Raw genomic sequence first — 24031 nt, 5'->3', positions numbered from 1 at the left:
CGCGCTTGATGCGCGCTCGATCCGCGCTCGATCCGCGCTCGATCCAGTCAGCCCAGATGCCGCGCGAGATAGTCGATGAATGCGCGCACTTTGGGCGGTAAAAAACGGTTGGGCGGATAGAGCAGCCAGACCGGGCCGAAATAGGCGCGCGCTTCGAACGTCCATTGCGGCAGCACTTCGACGAGGTCGCCGGCGCGCAACGCGTCGGCGGCGGTGAACTCGGGCAGGCAGGCAACGCCCCAGTCGTCGATGGCCGCTTCGAGCCGCGCGCCCGCGTGGTTCGCAATATAGCGGCCCTTCACCTCGACAGTCTGCGTCTGCGTACCGCGACGCAAACGCCAGCGATGATCGTCGGCGCTTTCTCCCAGCCACAGGCAATCGTGCCGCGCGAGATCGCGCGGCGTCTTCGGCGTGCCGCGCGTTTTCAGATAGGCGGGCGACGCGCACAGCAGCCAGCGCACCTCGCCCAGCTGACGCGCGGCGAGTCCCGGCGGCGGCGTGCGCGTCGGGCGGATCACGAGATCGAGCCCGTCGCGCAGCGGATCGAGTTCGTGATCGGCGAACACGAGCTGCACGTCCACATCGGCGTATTCGCGCAGAAAACCCGGAATCAGCGGATGAATCACGGTCTTCGCATAGGCCGTGGGCGCGCTCACGCTGACGCGGCCCTGCGGTTTGGCCGCGAGCTGGCCCGCCGCGTCGACGGCGCCCGCCGCCGCGCTCACCATGTCGCGGCAATGCCGATACACCTCCTCGCCCGATTCGGTCACGCGCACCTGACGCGTCGATCGCTCCAGCAGACGCGCGCCCAGCGCTTCTTCGAGACGCTTGATCTGGCGGCTGACCGTCGACGGCGTGCTGCCGAGCTGGCGCGCGGCCACAGAGAAATTGCCCGCTTCGACGACGCGCGCGAAGGCGGCGAGGTCGGGCAGCAGGGCGAACAGGGTGTTCGGATTCATCGTTTCCCGACGAAGCGTGGATGACGCGATTTGTGCGTTTGCGACATAAAAGCTGTGCGCGACGACCCGATTATCGCGACGAATGCAAGGCTGGACAATAGGCGCTCGCCGCTGTTTTCCGTCGCTTTGCGCTGCAATGTCCGTCAACGAGGTCCACGCCATGTCCGCTCCGCACCACCCATCGATGCATCTCGCCGACTGGCTGCTGCTCGTCGTCGCCTTCGTCTGGGGCACGAGTTACGGCGTGGTGAAGGACGCGCTCGCGTTCTATCCGGTGCTGGGGTTGCTGGCGCTGCGCTTCGGCATCACCTTCGTGCTGCTCTCGCCCGCGCTGCGGACGTTGCGCACGGCGTCGCGCCGCGCGCTCGGCGGCGTGCTGTGCGCGGGCGCGCTGCTGCTGGGGATTTTTCTGTGCGAGACCTTCGGCGTGATGCTCACGCGCGCGTCGAACGCGGCGTTCCTGATCAGCCTGTGCGTGGTGCTCACGCCGCTCGCGGAATGGGCGATGTTGCGGCGGCGTCCGTCGCGTGCGGAATGGGCGGCGGTGGCCGTCTCGCTCGCGGGCGCGTGGCTGCTGGCGGGCGGCGACTACCGGCCCAACGCGGGCGACGCGCTGATCCTGCTCGCGGCGCTGCTGCGCGCGGTTTCCGTCTGCGTGACCCGGCGCGTGATGCGCGACGCGGCGGTCGCGCCGCTCGCCGTGACCGCCGTGCAGGCGGGCTGCGTGGCGGCCGGCAGCGCGGTGATCGCCCTCGTATTCGCGCGCGGACAGTGGCAGCCGCTGCCCACGCTCGCCGCGCATTGGCCGTTCTGGAGCAGCGTGGCGTGGCTCGTCGGCGCCTGCACACTCTTCGCCTTCTTCACCCAGAACTACGCCGTGCGCCGCAGCAGCCCGACGCGCGTGGCCTTGCTGATGGGCAGCGAACCGGCGTTCGGCGCGCTGTTCGCCTGCGTGTGGCTCGGCGAGCGCCTGAGCGTGGCCGCGTGGACGGGCGGCGCGCTGATCGTCGCGGCGTCGCTGTTCGCGGTGGTGCCGTGGCGGCGCACGGCGGCGAACCGCGCGAGCGAAGCCGTCAACGCCTGAACGCGCGCATCGATAAATCGCTCGCCCTCGAACGCCCTCAGTCCTTCACGCCGCGCTTGCGCAGCAGATACGTATCCATGATCCAGCCGTTCGCCTCGCGCGCCTCGGCGCGCACGCGCACGATCTCGTCCTTCACATCGTCGAGCTTGCCCGCCACGAGAATTTCGTCGGGCGTGCCCACATACGCGCCCCAGTAGATGTCGAGATCCTCGCCATCGAGCTGCGTGTAGGCGTTCTGCGCGTCGAGCATCACGACCGCGCTATCGGCATCGGCCGGAAAGCCGTTTTCGACGAGCCGACGCCCCGTGGTGATGCTCACCGGCTTGCCGATGAAATTGAGCGGCACGCGATGCTTCGCGGCCAGCGCCTGCACGCTGCTGATGCCCGGGATGACCTCGAATTCGAACGCGAGCCGCCCTTCGGCGAGGATCGCATCGAGAATGCGGATCGTGCTGTCGTAGAGCGCCGGATCGCCCCAGACGAGGAACGCGCCGCATTGCCCATCGGCGAGTTCATGCTCGATCAGCCCTTCGAACACGCGCTGCTTGTCGCGATTGAGCTCGTCGACGGCTGCCTTGTATTCGACGCCGTCGCGCCGACGTTCGGGACTCGTCGCCTCGACGATGCGGTAGTTCGGGTCCTCGATAAAGCGCGCGCAAATCTCTTTGCGCAGCGCCACGAGCTTGTCTTTCGCGGGGCCCTTGTCCATCACGAAGAACACGTCGGCGGCGTTGAGCGCCTTGATGGCCTGCATGGTCAGATAGTCGGGATCGCCCGCGCCGATGCCGATGATGAGGATCTTTTTCACGTCGATAGTCCGGTGAGTGCGTCGTCCGCGCGCGTGCCGTAGATTGCCGCGCGCGGCGAGCAGAAGGCCGGAAATGATAGCGCGAGTTCGATCGCGCGCCCATTTCGCGATGTCGACGCGCTCACGGTCATTTTCTTCAATACGCGCGGGCGCGCGCTGCGTACGCTCGACGCTGAATCATCGCCGCCCGGCGTATCGAGGAGAATCGTGAGCACTGTCCTGTCCATGGCCGCCTTTGCGCTGGCCACTTCCATCACCCCCGGACCCGTCAACATCGTCGCGCTCGGCGCGGGCGCGCGCTACGGCTTGCGCGCGAGCCTGCGCCACGTGACGGGCGCGACCGTGGGCTTCGCGCTGCTGTTGCTGCTGATCGGTCTCGGCCTGCACGAACTGCTGGCGCAATGGCCGTTTCTCACGCGCGCGATCGAATGGGCGGGCGTGGCGTTTCTGCTGTACGTGGCGTGGCGGCTTGCCATCGACGATGGCCGTATCGACGCCTCGCGCGACGCGCGCGGCCCCTCGCTGATGACCGGCGCGGCGATGCAATGGCTGAACCCGAAAGCGTGGCTCGCCTCGGTGGCGGGCATGGGCGCGTACGCGGCGTCGGGCGAGAAGGCGCTGGTCTGGCAGTTCGCCGCGATCTATTTCGTGGTCTGCTACGCGTCGATTGCGTGCTGGGCGTGGGCGGGCGCGTCGCTGCGCCAGGCGCTGCGCGAGCCGTCGCGCGTGCGCTTCGTGAACCGGCTGATGGCCGCGCTGCTGGCGGCCAGCGCGTTGTGGCTGCTGTTCGGCTGATGCGTGCTTGACGCCGGCCCGAGCCTTCAGCCGCGATACTGCCCAGGCGTCGCCGCGACGAATTGCCGGAACGCGCGCTGCAGATGCGCCTGATCGGCGAAACCCGCTTCGGCGGCGACGTCGGCGATGGCGTGGCCGCGCCGCAATTGCGCGCGGCTGAACTCGATGCGCCGGTTCACGACATAAGCGTGCGGCGTCATGCCGTACTGCTCGCGAAACGCGCGGATCAGATGCGAAGGCGAGAGGTCGGCGGCGGCGCAAATCTCGTCGAGCTTGAGCGCGCGCGTGTAATTGCCGTCGATGAATTCGGCGGCGCGCGCGAGACGCGCGTTCGATTCGCGCGCGGCGAGCGGCGTGGGATCGGGCTGCATGGCCGGGTGCACGGCTTCGTGCGTGGCCTGAATCAGCGCCGTGAAATACGCCGTCACGGCGCGTTCCTTGTTCAGCACGCTTTCACGCGGATCGGTCAGCGTGTCGTACAGCGCGTTGAGCCCGGCGAACAAGGCGGGATCGCGCGTGAGCGTCGGCTCGAACGGGCGCAGGCCGTCTTGCGCGCCGAAACCCAGCGCGCGTTGCAGATTCGCGAGCCACTCCACATCGACATAAAACATGCGATACGCCCACGGTTCATCGGCGGCCGGATTGCACGCGTGCACGACGTTCGCGTTGATGATGACCACCGTTCCCGCGCCGATGTGCTGCAAGGTATTGCCGTTCAGATAGCTGCTGTGCCCGCCCGTGACCGCGCCGATCGAGAACGTGCTGTGCGCGTGACGGCCATAGCTGACCTTGCGGCCATCGGCGATGGCGCGCACTTCGATGAAGGGCAGGGCGTCGTCGCGCCAGAAGCTCGGGGTGCTCGGCGCCAGCGTGCTGGCAGCGTTGGCGGACGTGGACGGCATGGGCGGGCTCGCGGAAAAACAGCGTGAAGGCTTGATGGTAGCGCAAAGCGGGCGGGAATTCGGGCGAGGCGGGCAAGCGCGTCCGTGCTACCTTGCTCGCTCCCGGATTCGCCGCCATCGCCAGACTATGCCTATGAACGAAGTGCCGAACGCCGCGCTGCTCACCATCCGCACGCTCGCTGAAAACGATATCGATGCCTTTCGCGCCATGCGCGTGCAAGCCGCCGAAGACACGCCGTTCGCCATCGTGTCCACGCCCGAAGAAGAGGCGCGCTGGACTCGCGAGGAGAACCTTGCGCGCGTGCGCGAAACCGATCGGCAATGCGTGTTCGGCGCGTTCGACGGCGCGCGGCTCGTGGGCATCGTCGGCTGGCGGCGCGAGCCGCGTGTGAAGTTCGCGCACAAATCGCTCATCTGGGGCGTGTTCGTCGATCCCGCGTACCGGCGCACCGGCCTCGCGCGCCGCTTGATGGAAAGCGCCATCGAGCGCGCGGGTGCGTGCGGCGTGGAGCAGGTTCAGCTCAGCGTCAGTGCGCGCAATCCGCGCGCGCAGGCGCTCTACCGCGCGCTCGGCTTCGAAATTTACGGCACCGAACCTCGCGCGATGCGCATCGCCAACGACTATTTCGACGAAGACCTCATGGTGCTTTCGCTCGCCGCACCATTAAGCACAATAAAGAATTAGAGTCTGTGTGCTAGTACACGAATTAAGTACGTTCATCATTTCGTCATACGGATGCGCCGATAATTCCCTTTGAATAATTGGCCTCCCGTGTCACGAGCCGCGCAACCATTAGCGCGGCCGGCACGGTGCGGCTCGGGGGTTTTACACATGACCATTCGTCACCGCATCACGCTTCTCATCGTGCTGATGTTCGTCGCGTTGTCCGCCATCGGCGGCTACGCGGTCTATCAGACGCGCCGCAGTGCCACCGACGTCCATCAGGTCACGCAGGGCGTCGTGCCGAGCGCACTCGCTTCCTCCGACCTCGTCTCGATCGTGAAGGACGTGCAGCTCGCGACGATGACGCTCGTCTACGCGCCCGACGCGACCACCGCGCAACTCGCGCAGGACGACCTCAAGAAGAAGGAAGCCGACTTGCGCGCCGCGCTCGACGTGCAGCGCAAAGCCGCCGCGAGCCACGCGCAGGACGGCCTCGTCGCGCAGGCGCAGGAAAGCATCACGAATTATTTCAGCGCCATCGACGACACCGCGAAGATGAAAGCCGCGGGCAAGAACGAACTGGCGCAGGCCTATCTGTTCGCGAACGTGGCGCAGTATCGCGACGAACTCGAAGGCATCGTCACCACGATGCGCGTCGAGAAGAACCGCCAGAAGGACGACGCGATCAGCGCGCTCAACGGCATGCTCGACACGACCACCAGCGCGATCGCCGGTGTGACGGGCGGCGCGGTGCTGCTGCTCACGGTGATCGGCCTGCTGTTGTATCGCCAGATCACGCGCCCGCTCTCGCGCATGCAGCAGGAGATGAGCGAGATTGCCACGAGCCAGGACTTCACGCGCCGTGTGCCGGTGGGCCGTCTCGACGAGATCGGCCATTCGATCGTCGCGTTCAACGGCATGATCGAGAAGATCCAGCACAGCTCCGCGCAGCTCAAGCGCAAGACCGCCGACATTCAGGCGATGCTGCAGAACATGCAGCAGGGCATTCTCACGGTGGTCGAAGGCGCGACCATCCACAACGAGTATTCGGCCTATCTGGAAGCGATTTTCGAAACCAGCGAGATCGCGGGCCGCTCGCTGATGGACCTCGTGTTCTCGGACACGGAACTCGACGCCGACACGCTCTCGCAGATCGACGCCGCCGTGCATGCGTGCCTCGGCGAAGACGACGTGAACTTCGCGTTCAACCAGCATCTGCTCGTGAACGAAATCACGCGTACGATGCCCGATGGGCGCACCAAGGTGCTCGATCTGTCGTGGTCGGCGATCACCGACGAAAACGACGTCGTCGTGCGTCTGATGCTCTGCGTGCGCGACGTGACCGAGCTGCGCGAACTCGCGGCGGAAGCGGGCGAGCAGAAGCGCCGCCTGCAGATGATCGGCGAAATTCTCGCGGTCAGCGAAGAGAAGTTCCATCGCTTCGTGGAAAGCTCGAAGACGTTCATCCACGAAAACGAGCGCATCATTCGCCAGCACGATTGCGCCGATATGGACGCCGTCGCCGCGCTGTTCCGCAACATGCATACGGTGAAGGGCAACGCGCGCACGTATAGCCTTCAGCATCTCACGGGCGTCGTGCACGAAGTCGAGCAGCGTTACGACGCGCTGCGCCGCGAAGATCCCGATCACGTGTGGGATCAGCAGGCGCTGATCGCCGACCTGCATCGCGTGCGCGAAGCGGTCGATCACTACGCGTCGATCAACACCGACAGCCTCGGCCGTGGCGGCCGCACGCAAGACGGCAGCATCGCCATCGGCCGCGAGCAGATCGACGCGAGCCTGCGCCTGATCGACGACGCCAACGACCACGATCTCGACTCGCTGCGCGCGATGCGCGCCGAACTGCGCCGCGTGCTCGGCGCATTCGGCACCGAGAGCGTGCGCGACGCGCTCGCGGGCGTGCTCGATTCGCTGCCATCGCTCGCGCAGGAACTGGGCAAGGCCGCGCCGGTTGTGCAGATCGACGATCACGGCTGGCGTCTGCGCAGCGAAGCGGCGGGCACGGTCAAGGACGTCTTCACGCATCTGCTGCGTAATTCGCTCGATCACGGCATCGAAACGCCCGCACAGCGACGCGAACAAAACAAGGACGACGCGGGCCGCATTCATGTCGATGCGAACGTGATCGACGGCGCACTGCGTCTCGCTCTCGCCGACGACGGCCGCGGTCTCGCGCTCGAACGCATTCGCGGCATCGCCGTGCAGCGCGGCTGGCTCGCCGAAGACGACATGGCGAGCGATGACGCGATCGCGGCCTTTATTTTCCGCGCGGGCTTTTCGACGGCGCAGCAGGTGACCGAAGTGTCGGGCCGTGGCGTGGGCATGGACGCGGTGCGCGACTTCCTCGAACGCGAAGGCGGCCGCATCGAACTGCGCTTCACCGACAGTCGCGAAGGCGCCGATTACCGGCACTTCGAAACGATCGTGTATCTGCCGCGCGCATGGGCCGTCGAAGGCGAGCCGGCGCGCGCCGCGCAGCAGGAAGAGGAAGCGCTGAGCTAAGCGCGGTTTGGGGGGGGCTGTGGTGTTTCCTTATCTGATTGGCGCGCTGGCGGGCGCTGTGGTCGTGGCGATTTTCGCGGCGGTGCTGCATCTGCGCGTGCGCGCCCGCACGAACGCGGCTGCGCAACGACAACTCGCGCAACACGACGAAGCGCTCGCGCAGGCGCAAGCGCAAATCGACGACGCGCAGTCGCGCGCCGCCGAAGAACATGATGCGCTGGACGCGCAGATCGAGACGCTGCGCGCCGAACTCGCGCAACGCAAAGCAGTCGCCGACGCGATGGAAGCGGCGCTGGCCGCCGAACGCGCGCGCGGCGCCGACGCCTTGCAGCGCGTCGAGCGCATCGCGGCAGAAGCGGCGCGCCTCCGGCAGATGTCGATGACGTTCGAGCGCTGGCACGAGCAGATGATCTCGCTGATGGCGCAAAACCACGACATGCACCAGAAGAATCAGGAGCTCTCGTCGATCGTGAGCCATGTGCTGATCGTGTCGCTGAACGCGTCGATCGAAGCGGCGCGCGCGGGCCCGGCGGGCCGGGGATTTTCGATCGTCGCGGGCGAAGTGCGCACGCTCGCCACGCGCTCGCAGGAATTGTCGAAGAGTTATCGCGACAGCTTGCATCGCAACGATTTGATTACGGCGGCGACGTTCCAGGACGTGCAGGCGGGCGGCAAGATGATCGCGGCCTCGCTCGCGAGCGTGGATTCGCTCACGCAGCAGTTGCGCACGCAGCTCGACGAATCGCGTAACAGCCACCTCGATTCGCAGCCCGATTCGCACACGCAGGCGCACGCATGATCGGTTCGAACGCGCAGGACAGTTTCGAGCGCATTTTCTTCGCGGCGGCGCGCTCGCGGCTCGTGACCGATGCGCAGCACGCGTGCGAATTCACGTCGGCCTCGAACGAGGTGGCGCAGGGCGAGCACGTGATCGTGCTGACGATCTCGTCGATGCAGTTTCGTGTGTTGCTATTAATTCATCTTAAGGATGACGAAGCAACGCGCGCGTATTACACGGGCGAGTCGGCGGCGGGCGCGGGTCGGCCGCTCATCGAAACGTTCACGGAGTTCGGCAATCTGTGCTGCGGCTCGATGAACCAGCAGCTGGTCGAGCACTTTCCCGATCTCGGCATGTCCACGCCGTATGCGCTCTCGGGGCAGTGTTTGCCTTATCTGCGCGAACTGAAGCCCGATAGCGTGAAGTCCTGGGCGCTCACGCTCGATGGATCGGTGCGGCTGGGCGCGACGCTGTGCATCTGCACGCGCGCGCCGCTCGATTTCGTGGCTGCCGACATGGCGGTCGAGAGCGAAAGCGCGGGCGAACTCGAATTCTTCTGACGCGCCGCGTGCGCGTCGGTGACGTAAAGCAGGGAAGTCGGAAAGAGACGTATGAATACGAACAAGCCGGTCAGCAAGGTGCTGCTGCTCGAAAGCGATTCCGCCCGCGCGCTGGCGCTGGCGCAACCCGATGCCGCGCATCGCCTGATGGGCGTGCCGGTGCGCCGTGATGCGCTCGCGGCCGCGCTGCATGCGCACTACGACCTGGGCGGCGTGCTGCTCGGCGAGGACTTCGGCGGTTCGGCCGAAGCGGCGGCGGCGGTGGCCGTGGCGCTCGAAGTGGAGCGCCCGGAACTGCCGATCGTGCTGCGCCGGACCACGGACGGCGAATTGCCCGAAGCGCTGCGGCGCGTGCCGCGCGCGAGCTGGGACGAGCGCGATCCCGAGTCGCTGCACGCCGCGCTCGACGCGCATGTGTTTTCGCAGGACTACCCGGACCCGCTCGTGGACGGTATCGCCGACATGACGCTCGGCCGTCTGCGCGGGCTGTTTCCGGGCCTCGAAGTGAACTGGGACACGCCGAGCATCGTGCGCGACCGCATCATTTTCGGCGAGGTGCTCACGCTGATCCCGATCGAGACCGCGTGGTGCCGTGGCTGGCTGCTGATGCAGACCGAGGAGACGCCGCTCATCGACATGCTGCCGCCGCGCGAAGGGCGCGGCGCGCGCGAGGAAGCGAGCGATTTCCGCGATCTGAACGGTGTGCTCGGCGAACTCACGAATCTGGTGTGGGGCGCGTTTCGCAACCGCTATCTCGGCCACGCGCGTCATGCGGGTGCAGGTGCGGGTGCGGGTGCGGGTTCGGGTGATGAAGCCGGCGATGGCGGCTGGGTGCGTGCGCAGGTGCAGGTGCCGCTGCTCATCAATCATCGGCGGCGCTATTTGTCGTTCGGCTCGGACAATCCGCAGCTGTGCATCAAGTACCGGCTCACGTGTCCGAAGACGGGCCGCGAGGCGGTGATCGATCAGCGTTTCGTGTTCAGCCTCGGCTGGTCGCGCGAAGGTTTCGACGAGACGGCCGCTCTGGCCGCGGCCGCCGCCGAGCCGGAACCGGTGAGCGGCGAACTCGAACTGTTTTGACGTCAAGATGCGCCGCACACGGCGCAAAGGAAAGAGACAACATGGCAAAGATTCTGGTGGTGGACGATTCGAGCACGGTGCGCGACGAAGTCGCGGGCTTTCTGCGCAAGAACGGCCTCGACGTCGATACGGCGGTGGACGGCAAGGACGGCCTCGCGAAGCTGAAGGCGAATCCGGGCGTGAAGCTCGTCGTGAGCGACGTGAACATGCCGAACATGGACGGCCTCACGATGGTCGAAAAGATCCGCAGCGAACTCGCGAACACGGCGGTCAACGTGGTGATGCTCACCACGGAAAGCAGCCCGGCGATGAAGGAGCGCGGCAAGGCCGCCGGCGTGCGTGGCTGGATCGTCAAGCCGTTCAAGGGCGAGGCGGTGCTGGAGACGTTCAGGAAGATGGCGGGGTGATCGCTGACTGAGCGATTCGTGCGCCCATGAAAAAAAGGCCTGCGTTTGCAGGCCTTTTTCTTTTGATTCCGCATTCATGGCCTGTTTTCGTGAGCCATCCATGTGGATGTAAATAACGAGTGAATGGAATTTCTCATTTTTATCACTAAGTTATCCAAAATATTAAATCTGAGCGGTATCGAAAGCAGTCGGTCCATTAACGCGATGGAAATGTGTTGGCCCCGAAACGCGAAGTCGTTGCCAGTGTGTTTCAAGGAGTCGAGCAGGCCGTGGTGTGGCGCGATGAACCGCCATCGATCGTCGGCGTTTGTCTCAAAACGCCATTTTTTACGAGGCCGTTTATGGATACGTCAAGTGATTTGAATTTCGCATGACGAGGGTCGTGTGCGGCGCAGCTTTCTGTTAAGCGATGTCAAATCCACGTCTTGAAAATTGAGTCCGACCCTCTTCGGTGATATCTATTGCCGAGGCCGTTGTCTGCACAACAAATGATGCTGCGCGTCGCGCAGGCGCAATCACCGCAATCCGCAACGGGCCAGTTTTCCACTGAAACCCGGAGCGAGGACGGCGCAGATGAAAGACACACACGGTCGCGACATGGCACGGCTTGGCGACACCACCGATCACGGCGGCAAAGTCATCCAGGCCTCGGGGGATCTGACCCACATGGGTATCCAGGTCGCGCTCGATGGTCATCTCGTGATGTGCCCGAAATGCGGCGGCCCTTTCCCGATCATCGCCCTCGGTCAGCGTACTCACGCGGGCACCCGTGTCGCCTATCTCGGCGACAAAACCGCGTGTGGCGCCACGCTCGTGCGCGCCTGATCTTCGTTTCCCGTCATGTCCATGTACACACCCTCGCAGCCACGCACGCTTGCCCTTTCGGGGGCTGCGCTTCCCACGACTTTCGACGGCAAGCCCGTGCTCGTGCCCACGGGTCTTTGGGGCACCGAGGCGCTGGGCAAGCTCTCGCAATACACCATCGAGGCGAAGACGCCGGATGCGCTGAACTTCTCGCGCAGCGTGGGCGCCAATGTCGATCTCGATGCGCTGGTGGGCACGGAAGTGACCGTGTCGATCGAAATCACGGGTATCGGCACCTTCATTCCCGGGATGCCGGGCAACCTCGGCGCGGGCAATATTGGCGCGTACACAAGGGAGATCACCGGGCTGGTCGATTCGGCGTGCATCGTGCGGGAGGAAGGCCGCTCCATTGTCTACCGGCTCGTGATCCGTCCGTGGCTGCATCTGGCGACCCGTTCGCAGGACTGCCGGTTGTTCCAGGGCATGGACGTCGTCGAGATATCTGGGACGGTGCTGAAAAAGTACGGGTATTCCCATGAGCTGCGCCTCGCCGGTCCCGGATTGAAGGACGGTTATCCGAAGCGCGATGTGCAGCGGCAGCACTTCGAAACCGACTTCGATTTCCTGCAGCGCCTGTGGGAAGAGTGGGGGCTCTGGTGGTGGTACGAACACTCAGGCGGCTTTCATCGTCTGATACTGGCCGACACGCTGGGCGCGTTTCGTTCTCACGGTCCCGCGCATGAAACGGTCCGCTATCTTGCTCCGGGCGCGAGGCGCATCGACGAAGAGCACATCGATGCGTTTTCGGTAACGAGCACGCTCACGACCGGCAAGGTTACGAACGTCGATTTCGATTACATGTCGCCGCGCATGGGCGAGCAGTTCACGCCCTTTTCGGAACGTAGCGAGATGCCGCGCGATACGGCCAACGCGAATCTCGAGGTCTATCAGTGGGGGGATTTTGCCCAGCCGCTGGCGGGCTGGAGCGGGCTGAGCGGCGAACCGAACGACGGGCGCGCGGAGGCGGCCCATCTGGCGCGCGTGAGCATGGAGGCCCTGCATTGCGAAGGGCTGCGCACGAAGGGGCACGGCAATCTGCGCGGGCTTGTGACGGGCCGGAGCTTCACGCTCGAGGGCTATCCCCAGCAGAAGGCCAATCGCGAATATATCGTCGTTTCCTGCACGCTGGACATCCGCGAAGTGGGCGTCGAGGCCGGGGCGCCCCAGACGTTCACGTGCGAGTCCGACTTCGAGGCGCTGCCGTCGAATATCTACTTCCGCATGCCGCAAACCGCCCGCAAGCCGCGCACGAGCGGGCCGGAATATGCGGTGGTGGTCGGCCCCGAAGGCCATGACGTCTGGGTCGATGCCCAGCATCGCGTGAAGCTCCAGTTTCCGTGGGACCGTCTCGGGCAGTTCGACGAAAGCGCAGGCATCTGGGTGCGCGTGGCCATGCCGTGGCAGGGCAGCCAGATGGGGGCATCGTTCATCCCGCGCATCGGCACAGAAGTGCTGGTCGATCACATCAATGGCGATCCCGACCTGCCGATTATCGTGGGCTGCCCGGCCAACGGCGCGAATCCGCCTTCGTGGAGGCTGCCGGGCAACCAGACCGTTTCGGGCATGCGTAGCCGGAGTTTCGATGGCGGCGGCCAGGCCAACCACCTTGCCTTCGACGACACGAAGGGCGAGTTGCAGGCCCAGCTGTTCAGCGACCACGGCGCATCCATCCTCAGCCTGGGATTTATTCGCCGGCTGCTGGGCAACCAGGGGCGGCAGGACGCACGCGGCACGGGCTTCGAACTGCGCACCGACCTGTGGGGCGTGCTGCGCGCCGCAAAGGGCTTGCTCGTGTCGACCGAGGCGCGCAGCAATGCAAAAAATCACGCGAAGGACATCGGCGAGACGGTGACGAGGCTCACGCAGGCGCGTGATCTTCAGGAAAGTCTGGCCGGACTGGCGCAGGAGCATGGCGCCCAGCAGCACGATGCCGACCAGAGCGATGTCGCGAGGTCGCTCAAGGAGCAGAACGACGCCATCCGCGGCAGCGGCGACTCCGACGGCAAGGATTTTCCCGAGTTCACGGCGCCGCACCTGGTACTGGCCAGTCCCGCCGGTATCGAAACCACGACGGCAGGCAGCACGCACATCGCGAGCGACCAGAATCTGGCGCTGACCACGGGCGGGCACATCGGCGTTGCGGCGGGCAAATCGTTTCTCGCCAGCATCGCCAACGTGTTCTCGGTCTTCGTGCAGAAGCTCGGCATCATGCTGGTCGCTGCTTCCGGCAAGGTGCATGTCGAAGCGCAGGACGACCGGATCGAGATCATCGCGAAGAAGGCGCTGGAACTCATCAGCACAACTGACTGGATCGAGCTGAGGGCGAAACAGGGCATCCGCCTGAACGGCGGCGGCACGGAGCTGGAGATCAGCCCGCAGGGGTTGCTCGGTTTCACGAACGGCCAGCATCACATTCACGCAGCGGGCCACTCCACCGATGGCCCGCAGGCGAAGGGCAGCGGCTTTCCGGCGTCGCCCCGCTCGGGACCGGGCCAGCTCGAAATATTGCGGAAGTACGTCACGGGTGCGCCGGTGGGCGGCAGTGACTTCAAGGTGACGGACAGCCTGGGCGCAGTGCACAGCGGCACGCTCGATTCAAACGGCCGCGCCCTGGTCAGCAACCTCGCGCCGGGCGCGGTGAGCGTGGCGCTCGGTCACGATCCGCACGATCCGTGGGTGATCGGCAGCTACCAGGATCCGCCGGCGTGGCAGCCCGCCGATGCACAACCCATCGACGCACAGGCCGCCGCGGTTTCCTGAACCGCCATCGGCGTCCCCGAAGAACCGAAGAACAAGACCTCCGTCATTCATGGCCTCCCAGCAATCCGTCAACGCCGCTGTCGACGCGGCTATCGTCCCGCTGAACAATGTGCTCGTCGCCGACCTGGCCTCGGGCGAGCAGCGCTTCGACCACTGGCTGCGCGAACAGACCGGCGACTATGTCACGCTGGAGCGTGTCAAGGAATTCTCCGCCGCCTTGCCGATACTCGGCAACATCATCGCGGCCGTCGACCTGTGCGGCGACATCGTCACGCTCTACGAGAGCCGTCACACGCACCGGCCCGCGATCGAGCAGGCGCTGGACTGGGCGAGCCTCGGCATCAACCTGATCGGCGTGCTGCCCATCCCGCCGGGCACGGCGGCGGCGCGCATGTCGCTGCGCCCGACGCTGGGCATCGTTCGCCAGACCGTGAAGGCCGGGTCGAAGGAACTGGGTGACGCGATTGTCGGCGTGATTGCCGCGCACGTCACCGCCACGCTCATGGGTGAGCTCCAGCCGTTCGTCGAGCAGGCGAAGGCCCGGCTGGCGGAAATCCTGAACGCCTGCGCAGACAAGGCCGAAGAGATGCTGCGCAAGCTCGCCGATGGGCTGGACCAGATCGCGGTGCGCATCGCGAGCGGCCAGCTGACGCATCCGGGTGACAACCTGCGCGCGGCGCGCAAGCACGCGTCGCAGGTATCGGCCAGCGCGCTCGTGCATTCGCCGTTGAAGACGATCGACAACCTGTTCGGCGCGGTGCAGGAGGTCGGCAAGGCGGCGCTGAAATCGGAAGCCAATGTGATGGCGGGTGCGGTGGCCGGCGTCCTGCCACAGAGCGCCACACAGCAGGTCCATGAGCTGGCTGCGGACTTGCGCCGTTTCATTCCGGCGGTCAGGGAGAAACTCGCGAGCCTGTCGCGCGACGATGCCGGCACGATCATGTACATGATCAACATCCTGATCCGCGCGCTTCAGGTCTATGAGAAAAAACGGCGCGCCATTGAGGCGACCGTGAAGCGCAACGACCCCAGTCAGGCAAAGAAGCAGCACGACGGGAACCAGGTCGAGTCGCGTAGCGATGAAGCGATGGCGCAGAAGCCGCCGCCGGGGTGCAAGCTCTGCGCCCAGGGCCAGCCGGCGCCGGGCACGCCGCTGTCGATCGGATTTGCGCTGGGCGAAGAGACGTTCACCCATACCGACTTCGTGCTGCCGGGCGTGATCCCGGTGGAATGGGCGCGCACCTATCGTTCGAACTTCGGCGCGCATGACGGGCAAGGCCCGATCGGTCCGCGCTGGACCACACCGTTTCACGCGAGTCTTGAAGTCGACGGCACGAAGCTCGTGCATCACGACGCGTCCGGGCGCAGCGTCACCCATCCGTTACCGGCAGCCGGCAAGTCGCACTACGATCCGGTCGAGCAGATCACGCTCACGCGCGTCTGCGCCGACGAGATCACGCTGCGCCACGGTGCGGTGATCACGGAGACGTTCCGGCGCGAAGGCGCGCGCTACCGGTTGACGCAGGTCGCGGACCGCTCGGGCAACGCCATCGCGCTCGGGTATGCCGGCGGGCAACTGGCGAGCCTCGTGACCGGCGCGGGCGAGCGCATCGCGTTCACGCACGACGAAGCCGGGCGCATCACGCGCATTGTGCTGCTCGACGACAAGGGTCAGCCTGCGCGCACGCTCGCGTCCTACCGCTACGACGAAGCGGGTGACCTTGCCGGCGCGAGCGACGAGAACGACGCGTCGTGGTCCTATGGATACGCGCATCATCTCGTCACCCGCTACACCGATCGCACCGGGCGCGGCGTGAACCTGCAGTGGGACGGGACGGACCTGGATGCGAAGGCCGTGCGCGAGTGGGCCGACGACGGCACGTTCGACACGCGCCTGGCGTGGCATGACCGGCTGCGCCTGACGTTCGTGACCGATGCGCTGGGCAATACCACGCAGCAGTATTACGACATCAACGGCTATCCGTATCGTGTCGTCCATGCGGACAGCACGGAGGAATGGTTCTTCCGCGACGCGGCGAAGAACGTCACGCGCCACGTGCATCCCGACGGTACGGAAGAGTCGTTCACGTGGGACGAGCGCAGCAACCTCGCCTCGCATACCACGCAGGACGGCCGCACGACGTACTACGTGCATGACCGGCACGACAATCTCACCGGCATCCAGGACGCGGAGGGCTATCGCTGGGAGCGGTACTACGACAGCAGGGGCAACGTCATCGAGACGACCGATCCGCTCGGGCATGTGACGAAGTACGAGTACAGCCGCGAAGGTCTGCCGACCGGCATCATCGACGCGAAGGGCGGCAAAAAGCAGATCGCGTGGCGTGCGGACGGCCAGATCGCCAGCTTCACCGACTGCTCGGGCAAGACCTCCACGTGGAAGTACGACGCACGCGGGCGGCTCATCGAGGCGAAGAACGCTGCGGGCGAGGCGACCCGCTACGGGTACGAGGCCGGGCAACTGGCCGCGCTGATCCACCCGGACGGCTCGCAGGAAGCGTTCGCGCGCGACGCCGAAGGTCGCTTGCTCACGCATACCGACGCGCTCGCGCGGCAGACGCAGTACCACTACACGGACGCGGGCCTGCTCGCGAAGCGCGTCAACGCGCGTGGCGATGCGCTGGAATATGTCTGGAACCGGCTCGGCCAGATCACGAAGCTGCGCAACGAAAACCGCAGCGAATACGTGTTCGGCTATGACGAGTACGGCCGCCTGAACGCGCAGACGGATTTCGACGGTCGTACCACGCAGTACTATCGCGCGCCGAACGGACAGGTGACACATCGCCTTTGCGGCGGTGTGATGCAGTCGTTCGGCTACGACGCGATGGGGCGCCTTGCGCGCCGCCGGGGCTGGCAGGCGCAGTCCACTGACCGGGGGCGCGTGTTCACTGAGCCGCAGGGCGATGTGCACGTGGATGAGGAGACGTACGCCTACGATGGCTTCGGGCGCGTGCTGCAGGCGCTCAACGGCGACGCACGTGTGAGGCGCACCTACGACGCCCTGGGCAACCTCGCACGCGAGGAAGTGCACATGCTGGGCGGGAGCGAGGCTCGCACGTTCGTGTGGCGCCACGAATACGACGAACTGGGCGTGCGCCGGGCGACGGTGCGCCCGGACGGCCACCGCCTCGACTGGCTGACCTACGGGAGCGGCCATGTGCACGGACTGCTGCTCGATGGCGCGACAGTGGCGGACTTCACGCGCGACGACGCGCACCGGGAAACCGGACGTGAACTCGCGAACGGCCTGACGCAGACCACGGCGTACGACGAGGCGGGCCGGCTCGCTCGCCAGGTGTTGCAGGGCACGGGCGGCAAGGTGGCCGAGCGCCGCTACGGCTTCGACGCGGCCGGCCAACTGACGCAGATCGCCGACATGCGACGCGGCGAAACGCGCTATGCGTACGACCCGCTGGGTCGGCTCACGCGAGCCCAGGGCGCGTACGGCGAGGAGAAGTTCGGCTTCGACCCGGCGAGCAACATCCGCATCCCGACCGCGCTCGATGAGCACGGTATCGGTGTGCTGGGCGGCAAGCTGTCCGCGCCGCTGCTGGACAACCTGCTGAAGGAGTTTGCGGGGACGCACTACGCGTACGACGATCGCGGCAACCTGAGCGAGCGCAGTCACAACGGCGAGCGCATGACGTTCGACTGGGACAGCTTCGACCGGATGGTCTCGGCGAGCGACCGGAAGATGCAGGCGTCGTACCGCTACGACGCGCTGGGGCGGCGCATCTCGAAGCACACGCAGCCGCACGTGGCGGTCTCCAGCGCGGCGGGCAGCGGCTATCGGGATATGCTGCGCGCGCGCCTGAAGGCAGAGCACGGCTACGGGCTGACGGTGTACGGCTGGGATGGCGATACGCTCGCGTGCGAGTTGGACTGCGAGCAGCGCGCGACGACGCACTATATCTACGAGCCGGGCAGTTTTACGCCGATGATGCTGGCGCGCGGGGCGCTGGTGATGGATTCTGCGGATGCGGCCGAGGTGCCCGACGTGCCCGACGTGCCCGATACGCCGCAGCCGTTCACGGCGCTGGCGTACTACCATTGCGACCAGATCGGCACGCCGCGTGAGTTGACCGATGCGTCGGGCGAGGTGGCGTGGAACGCGTACTATCAGGCGTGGGGCAAGGCGCACGAAGCGATCAGCGAGGCGGCGAGGAAGGCCGGGATCACGAATCCGCTGCGCTTTGCGGGGCAGTATTTCGATCGTGAGACCGGGCTGCATTACAACCGGCATCGGTACTATGATCCGGGGACGGGGCGGTTTGTGAGCAAGGATCCCATTGGGTTGGCGGGGGGGATCAATGTTTATGCGTATGCGCCGAATCCGACGGGGTGGGTCGATCCGTTCGGATTGAAATGTGGGATTCCATTTGGGTTCAAAAGCTTTGGCCAATTCAAACAGTTTGGTCAGGCGCTTCAAGCAGGACTCAGCAAAGCCGGGTTTCCTGGAGCCACGTCGTACATGCAGGGCAGCGCCACGTCAGGAGTTAGCTTTTCGACAGGACAGCCGTTCGACGTTGGCCGCGTGAGTGATTTTGATGTGGCAATTTCACATCCTGACCTGTATGAGAGGGCCGAAGCGTTAGGAATAGGAAAAGGTGGTCGTACCAGACCTATTGAGATGGGTAGCGATCTAGCTAAGCAGCTAGGAATTGATGATACATTGCAAAAAATGTCCAAGATGTCAGGTGGTCGAGATGTCAATGCAATGATTTTTGCGTCACCGGATGATGTTAAAGCTAAAAACAGTAATGGAATTCGTATTCCGGGAAGGTGTGGAGAGTAAATGATGAGGAAATCCTACTTCCTGAAGTACGGTACTGATAAAGACAAAAGCGAAATTCGTGCTCTTCTTGGGTCAATTATGGATCTAATGTTTGTGGAGCATGATAGCGAATATTTTGGAGTATATTTTTTATATTCTGGTTTGTACGCGGATAGGTTGAAAATCGGAGATAACTACGTCTCTCATGCGAAAGAGTGGGTGGATGGGGTGAGTAGATGTAAGACACTTATAAATCTATCTTTTACTGAAGGAAAGAACGCTGATAAATTGAGTAGATTCAAATACATGAAAGATGTATTCGAAAATCTTGATGAATTAATATTTCTTGATGAGCAATGCCTGGAAGATGAATCGTAGAAACACATGGGGACGCTAACGCGGCCCTATGTGTTTCTACTCGACGGTATGGTTAGTCGCCCGTATTCAATGTTGATCCTTACGCGCTGCCTGGAGTGAATCCGGCGCGCTCGATCTAGTCGGCGAGCGCATGACGTTCGGCTGGGACAGCTTCGACCGGATGGTTTCGGCGAGCGACCGGAAGATGCAGGCGTCGTACCGCTACGACGCGCTGGGGCGGCGCATTTCGAAGCACACTCAGCCGCACGTGGCGGTCTCCAGCGCGGCGGGCAGCGGCTATCGGGATATGCTGCGCGCGCGGCTGAAGGCGGAGCACGGCTACGGGCTGACGGTGTACGGCTGGGATGGCGATACGCTCGCGTGCGAGTTGGACTGCGAGCAGCGCGCGACGACCCACTATATCTACGAGCCGGGTAGCTTTACGCCGATGATGCTGGCGCGCGGGGCGCTGGTGATGGATTCCGCGGATGCGGCCGACGCGCCCGATGTGCCCGATACGCCGCAGCCGTTCACGGCGCTGGCGTACTACCATTGCGACCAGATCGGCACGCCGCGTGAGTTGACCGATGCGTCGGGCGAGGTGGCGTGGAACGCGTACTATCAGGCTTGGGGCAAGGCGCACGAAGCGATCAGCGAGGCGGCGAGGAAGGCCGGGATCGCGAATCCGCTGCGCTTTGCGGGGCAGTATTTCGATCGTGAGACCGGGCTGCATTACAACCGGCATCGGTACTATGATCCGGGGACGGGGCGATTTGTTAGCAAGGATCCCATTGGGTTGGCGGGGGGGATCAATGTTTATGCGTATGCGCCTAATCCGACGGGGTGGGTCGATCCGCTGGGACTGGCTCGTAAATGCCAACTCGGCACTTATGGGGCATTAACTGGAAAGGCGAATTCTGGTGATGGGTTAGATACACATGAATTCGTGCGAAATGAAGCTTTGGAGCAAATGGGTTTAACTCCCGAAGGAGTTCGCAACAAAGCAAACCCGTCAATTGCTCTCCCGCGGTCGATGCATACTGAAGTTCACAAAAACGAGAGCGTACTGGCAGTTCTTCATTTGAAGGTCGGCCGCGATGAGTTCCAATTTGGCCCAGACGGCTTGCCTACGAAGCGTCAGATGGATGTTTGGCAAGGGGCTTTGCGCCAAGCAGGTGTTCCTGCCTCGCGTGCCCGTGAGCTTAGAAAGCAGGCGCAAAGTTTTTTGTCGGGCTGCCCTTGTCCATGTAACTAGGAGAATCGTAGATGTTCAACGAACTAACCTTCGTCGACGGGACACCAACCCCATCCGTTGCCTATTTCGGCGGTAATCCATTCTTTCCGGAATCGCTCAATTGGCCTGTCGATTCGAGCGGAGCTCCGATGCTTCATGTGGCGACTTTTCCCGCAGAATTTCTTGACAAATATGTTCCGACGCTGCGAGTAAGAAGTGATTTGGTTGTATCTGTCTTCTCGCCATATTCGATTGCAGATGATGGATACATCGATAGGGTCATGACCGAGGGCGGTGTTGCGCTGGCGTACCGGCCAAGTAGCACCTCTATTGATAGATATGGGAGCCCCATCGCCCCCCCAAAACTGATTAACGTTATAGCGAATCCTGAGGACGACAGTGAAGAAAACGGTGTTGCAAAAATCGGTGGAGTTCCAGCATGGGTACAAGACGAGGAGCAGAGAGACGCGATGGTCTATGTCCTTCAGCTTAACAACTCTCGTTTGAATCGAGCAGCGTCTACACATAAGAGCATTCTCGTAGGTGGAATCGGCTACCTGCTCTTGAAAGCAGATCTGCATCACGAAGACCTTTATGCTGGGGTGCTTATCATCCAAACATCATGATTCTTTCGCTCAATCAGCGGTAATGGTCAGCCGCCCTTTTTCGGCGTTGATCCTTACGCGATGCCCCCGCCTCAAAGCCCGCATGCTTTGAACCCATGGCCCTGCGAGATTCATCCATTGATAAAGCGGCGGCGTGTAACGAGTTCCCCATTTGCGTAGTTGTCGCTGTGACATTGACGTAGTTGACGCTGAAGTTCACAGGATCCCCGGGCTTTAAGCAGAGCGCATGACGTTCGACTGGGACAGCTTCGACCGGATGGTCTCGGCGAGCGACCGGAAGATGCAGGCGTCGTACCGCTACGACGCGCTGGGGCGGCGCATCTCGAAGCTCACGCAGCCGCACGTGGCGGTCTCCAGCGCGGCGGGCAGCGGCTATCGGCATATGCTGCGCGCGCGCCTGAAGGCAGAGCACGGCTACGGGCTGACGGTGTACGGCTGGGATGGCGATACGCTCGCGTGCGAGATGGACTGCGAGCAGCGCGCGACGACCCACTATATCTACGAGCCGGGCAGTTTTACGCCGATGATGCTGGCGCGTGGGGCGCTGGTGATGGATTCCGCGGATGCGGCCGACGCGCCCGAAGTGCCCGATACGCCGCAGCCGTTCACGGCGCTGGCGTACTACCATTGCGACCAGATCGGCACGCCGCGTGAGTTGACCGATGCGTCGGGCGAGGTGGCGTGGAACGCGTACTATCAGGCGTGGGGCAAGGCGCACGAAGCGATCAGCGAGGCGGCGAGGAAGGCCGGGATCACGAATCCGCTGCGCTTTGCGGGGCAGTATTTCGATCGTGAGACCGGGCTGCATTACAATCGGCATCGGTACTATGATCCGGCGAGTGGTCGTTTCATATCCAAAGATCCGATTGGGCTGGCTGGTGGGATCAATGCGTTTCAGTACGCACCGAATCCGATTAGTTGGACTGATCCTCTTGGCCTGACGCGTTGTAAATGCCCATGTCCAGACGGCACTATTGATCCCGCCAGCGTGCACTTTATGCAAAGTAGCGCGAAGAATACGACGGGCGATTACACCGTTCGCGGAAACGCACAAGCTCTGCAAGACGGGACGCTTGACGCCAGTATATTGAAAGCCAAGATTTGGAAGGATAACGCGGGCAAGCTATAGAAGGTTGGCTGCGTTCAGGTTGGCACGCAAATGCATGCCATATCAAATGGCATCGAAAGCTGAAGTTGATGCGCAAATGTGGAAGATGACTACCAAAAATGGTGGTAAGTCAATTCGACTAAAAATGGAGGACGGTCAATCAATGACCGTTGAGTGAAGTCATGATTGACCAGAAAAGAGTTGCTGCAATGAAGACGAGAGAAGACTTTATTGAGTTCATGAGAATTTTTGTGAACTCAATAAGAGATGGCGAGCCGATAGAAAACGCCTCTACAGGCGCGTATCTTGATGGAATCACTTCTTGGGTGGAAGATATGGACGGTTATTACGAAAATATGGGAATAGCAGATGAGGTAAAGCTTGACGCGATGAACTGGCGAGTTGTCGCGGACATCTTGGTTGCTGCGACGATGTATGAATGAACGAAGGGGCGCTAATGACGCGGCCCTTCGTGTTTTTACTCGGCGGTAATGATAAGCCGTCCGTGTTCCACATTGATTCTGACGCGCTGGCCTGCCTCGAATCCCGCCTGCTCAACCCACCGCCCGGCGAGTTTGAGCCACGGGTAAAGCGGCGGTTTGGGTCGCTGCCAGTAGGGTTTCTTCGAGCGGCTATCGCGTCGAGATTCCTGAACGGTCACGAAGCGTTCCGTAACGTGTGGACGTGCTTTAAGATTGGCATTCGCCATGATCAACTCCAGTGTTGAGTTGTTGGTGGTCAGCGGGCTGTATGGGTTGCCGCCCATGCAGTCCGCGTTCTTTACAACCGGCATCGGTACTATGATCCGGGGACGGGGCGGTTTGTTAGCAAGGATCCCATTGGGTTGGCGGGGGGGATCAATGTTTATGCGTATGCGCCTAATCCGACGGGGTGGGTTGATCCGCTTGGATTGTCAAAGACGCCGGGAGGTGCCGGAAGAAAACAAGCGTCTTCAAAGGCGAATCAGAACGCTAAATGCCCATGCAGGAACAAGTGGGAAGTGAACCGCTTTGATCGGGTCTGTGAGGCAATGTTAAACGGAATGCGCGTGAAATATCTCCGTGACCCCACTACAGAACTATGGTGGTCTCAAGATACCGAAGGGCATGGAGGATCTGCCTGGAAGGTAATGGCCCAAGTTGGCAACAATCTTGTTCATAAACAAGACGCTGACATTTACGGCGACTACATGAGTAAGCATAAGGGCGATACCGGCAAATCAATGCCCATGGGTAATATGAAGTGCCGAGATGCCAAGGGAAACGGGGAATGATTCATAGCGCGGAAGAATTCAAGCGATATGTTGAAAGCGATAACGAAGATGAGTTTCTAAAATCTCGCGAAGCCGCTTCAGATGACGTATGGTTTGATGTATTGTCGAAGTATCCCGAACTGTCTCGACAAGTTGCGTTTAACAGCAGCATTTCGGGACATGTTCTTGAGCGTTTATCGGAAAGCAGCGACAGTGAAGTCCGCTGGGACGTGGCAACAAAGCGAAGAATAAACCGTACTACATTTGAGCGTTTGGCGCACGATATCGATGCAAGTGTTAGGCACAGGATTGCATGCAATCCAAATGTGCCAGAGGACATTCTGGTACAGCTTGCTTCTGACGAAGATGAGCTTGTTTCTGAGGCGGCGAAGAAAAGACTGAAGGCTTCACCATGATGAATTTGGGGCGGCTAACGCGGCCCCTCGTTCATTCAGCGGTAATGGTGAGCCGC

The 24031-nt window shown here is 63.0% G+C and carries 21 protein-coding genes and 2 pseudogenes; 19 read left to right on the top strand and 4 right to left on the bottom strand.

Translation table 11 applies throughout. From position 1 onward, the window contains the following. Positions 1-47 precede the first annotated feature (47 nt). The gene (locus U4Y88_RS30795) at positions 48-959 is read right to left on the bottom strand and encodes a LysR family transcriptional regulator (protein ID WP_321788582.1); all 912 of its coding nucleotides are present in this window, start codon (positions 957-959) and stop codon (positions 48-50) included. Between the two features lie 160 nt (positions 960-1119). On the opposite strand from U4Y88_RS30795, the gene U4Y88_RS30790 reads away from it, so the two are divergent. Beyond that, positions 1120-2043, top strand: a complete 924-nt coding sequence (locus tag U4Y88_RS30790; RefSeq protein ID WP_321788580.1) for a DMT family transporter — start codon at positions 1120-1122, stop codon at positions 2041-2043. 37 nt (positions 2044-2080) lie between these two features. Here U4Y88_RS30790 and cobF read toward each other — a convergent pair whose 3' ends face one another. Next, entirely contained in the window at positions 2081-2851 is a 771-nt protein-coding gene (cobF, locus tag U4Y88_RS30785; RefSeq protein ID WP_321788578.1) for a precorrin-6A synthase (deacetylating), read from the bottom strand. A gap of 207 nt (positions 2852-3058) precedes the next feature. Here cobF and U4Y88_RS30780 point away from each other — a divergent pair, with 207 nt between their 5' ends. Further along, entirely contained in the window at positions 3059-3646 is a 588-nt protein-coding gene (locus tag U4Y88_RS30780; protein WP_321788576.1) for a LysE family translocator, read from the top strand. 26 nt (positions 3647-3672) lie between these two features. On the opposite strand, the gene U4Y88_RS30775 is transcribed toward U4Y88_RS30780, so the two are convergent. After that, a complete protein-coding gene (locus U4Y88_RS30775) occupies positions 3673-4548 on the bottom strand; it encodes an AraC family transcriptional regulator (protein ID WP_321788574.1) in 876 nt (291 codons plus the stop codon). Positions 4549-4681: 133 nt separating this feature from the next. Here U4Y88_RS30775 and U4Y88_RS30770 point away from each other — a divergent pair, with 133 nt between their 5' ends. The 14 genes and pseudogenes from U4Y88_RS30770 to U4Y88_RS30705 all read left to right on the top strand — a co-directional run bounded on the left by U4Y88_RS30770 (position 4682) and on the right by U4Y88_RS30705 (position 22750). After that, a complete protein-coding gene (locus U4Y88_RS30770; protein WP_321788572.1) occupies positions 4682-5233 on the top strand; it encodes a GNAT family N-acetyltransferase in 552 nt (183 codons plus the stop codon). Between the two features lie 147 nt (positions 5234-5380). Further along, positions 5381-7735: a HAMP domain-containing protein gene (locus tag U4Y88_RS30765; protein ID WP_321788570.1), complete on the top strand. Its 2355-nt coding sequence runs from the start codon at positions 5381-5383 to the stop codon at positions 7733-7735. A 19-nt stretch (positions 7736-7754) separates the two neighbouring features. Further along, positions 7755-8534, top strand: a complete 780-nt coding sequence (locus U4Y88_RS30760; RefSeq protein ID WP_321788568.1) for a methyl-accepting chemotaxis protein — start codon at positions 7755-7757, stop codon at positions 8532-8534. Beyond that, positions 8531-9073, top strand: coding sequence for a hypothetical protein (locus U4Y88_RS30755; RefSeq protein WP_224006445.1), 543 nt, complete (start codon positions 8531-8533; stop codon positions 9071-9073). The genes U4Y88_RS30760 and U4Y88_RS30755 overlap by 4 nt, the downstream gene beginning before the upstream one ends. A gap of 51 nt (positions 9074-9124) precedes the next feature. Further along, entirely contained in the window at positions 9125-10153 is a 1029-nt protein-coding gene (locus tag U4Y88_RS30750) for a chemotaxis protein CheX (RefSeq protein WP_321788566.1), read from the top strand. A gap of 41 nt (positions 10154-10194) precedes the next feature. Next, on the top strand, positions 10195-10560 hold the full coding sequence (locus tag U4Y88_RS30745; protein WP_065064350.1) for a response regulator: 366 nt from the start codon (positions 10195-10197) through the stop codon (positions 10558-10560). A gap of 573 nt (positions 10561-11133) precedes the next feature. Continuing rightward, positions 11134-11385: a PAAR domain-containing protein gene (locus U4Y88_RS30740; protein WP_321788564.1), complete on the top strand. Its 252-nt coding sequence runs from the start codon at positions 11134-11136 to the stop codon at positions 11383-11385. Between the two features lie 21 nt (positions 11386-11406). Then, the gene (gene tssI / locus U4Y88_RS30735; protein ID WP_321788562.1) at positions 11407-14184 is read left to right on the top strand and encodes a type VI secretion system Vgr family protein; all 2778 of its coding nucleotides are present in this window, start codon (positions 11407-11409) and stop codon (positions 14182-14184) included. A 49-nt stretch (positions 14185-14233) separates the two neighbouring features. Next, entirely contained in the window at positions 14234-19003 is a 4770-nt protein-coding gene (locus U4Y88_RS30730) for an RHS repeat-associated core domain-containing protein (RefSeq protein WP_321788560.1), read from the top strand. Then, positions 19004-19360, top strand: a complete 357-nt coding sequence (locus U4Y88_RS30725) for a hypothetical protein (protein ID WP_321788559.1) — start codon at positions 19004-19006, stop codon at positions 19358-19360. 130 nt (positions 19361-19490) lie between these two features. Continuing rightward, on the top strand, positions 19491-20594 hold the full coding sequence (locus U4Y88_RS30720) for an RHS repeat-associated core domain-containing protein (protein ID WP_321788557.1): 1104 nt from the start codon (positions 19491-19493) through the stop codon (positions 20592-20594). A gap of 11 nt (positions 20595-20605) precedes the next feature. Next, positions 20606-21199: a hypothetical protein gene (locus U4Y88_RS30715; RefSeq protein ID WP_321788555.1), complete on the top strand. Its 594-nt coding sequence runs from the start codon at positions 20606-20608 to the stop codon at positions 21197-21199. 424 nt (positions 21200-21623) lie between these two features. Next, positions 21624-22145 (top strand): annotated as a pseudogene (locus U4Y88_RS37815) (RHS repeat-associated core domain-containing protein); the annotation flags it as partial. Between the two features lie 344 nt (positions 22146-22489). Next, positions 22490-22750 carry a hypothetical protein gene (locus U4Y88_RS30705; RefSeq protein WP_321788552.1) on the top strand — a complete coding sequence of 87 codons (261 nt, stop codon included), beginning with the start codon at positions 22490-22492 and terminating at the stop codon, positions 22748-22750. 35 nt (positions 22751-22785) lie between these two features. On the opposite strand, the gene U4Y88_RS30700 is transcribed toward U4Y88_RS30705, so the two are convergent. After that, positions 22786-23100, bottom strand: coding sequence for a SymE family type I addiction module toxin (locus U4Y88_RS30700; RefSeq protein WP_321788550.1), 315 nt, complete (start codon positions 23098-23100; stop codon positions 22786-22788). Between U4Y88_RS30700 and U4Y88_RS37810 the strand changes: the two are divergent. The 3 genes and pseudogenes from U4Y88_RS37810 to U4Y88_RS30690 all read left to right on the top strand — a co-directional run. Then, positions 23089-23232: pseudogene (locus U4Y88_RS37810) on the top strand (RHS repeat-associated core domain-containing protein); the annotation flags it as partial. The gene U4Y88_RS30700 and the pseudogene U4Y88_RS37810 overlap by 12 nt on opposite strands. 123 nt (positions 23233-23355) lie before the next feature. Then, the gene (locus tag U4Y88_RS30695) at positions 23356-23580 is read left to right on the top strand and encodes a hypothetical protein (RefSeq protein ID WP_321788548.1); all 225 of its coding nucleotides are present in this window, start codon (positions 23356-23358) and stop codon (positions 23578-23580) included. Then, positions 23577-23975 (top strand): hypothetical protein, encoded by a 399-nt coding sequence (locus tag U4Y88_RS30690; protein ID WP_321788546.1) that lies wholly within the window; start codon positions 23577-23579, stop codon positions 23973-23975. Before U4Y88_RS30695 ends, U4Y88_RS30690 begins: the two co-directional genes overlap by 4 nt. Positions 23976-24031: the final 56 nt, after the last annotated feature.

This window comes from Paraburkholderia sp. J94 (assembly GCF_905220285.1).
Taxonomy (GTDB): Bacteria; Pseudomonadota; Gammaproteobacteria; order Burkholderiales; family Burkholderiaceae; genus Paraburkholderia; species Paraburkholderia tropica_A.
This window is presented reverse-complemented; position numbering and strand designations above follow the sequence as displayed.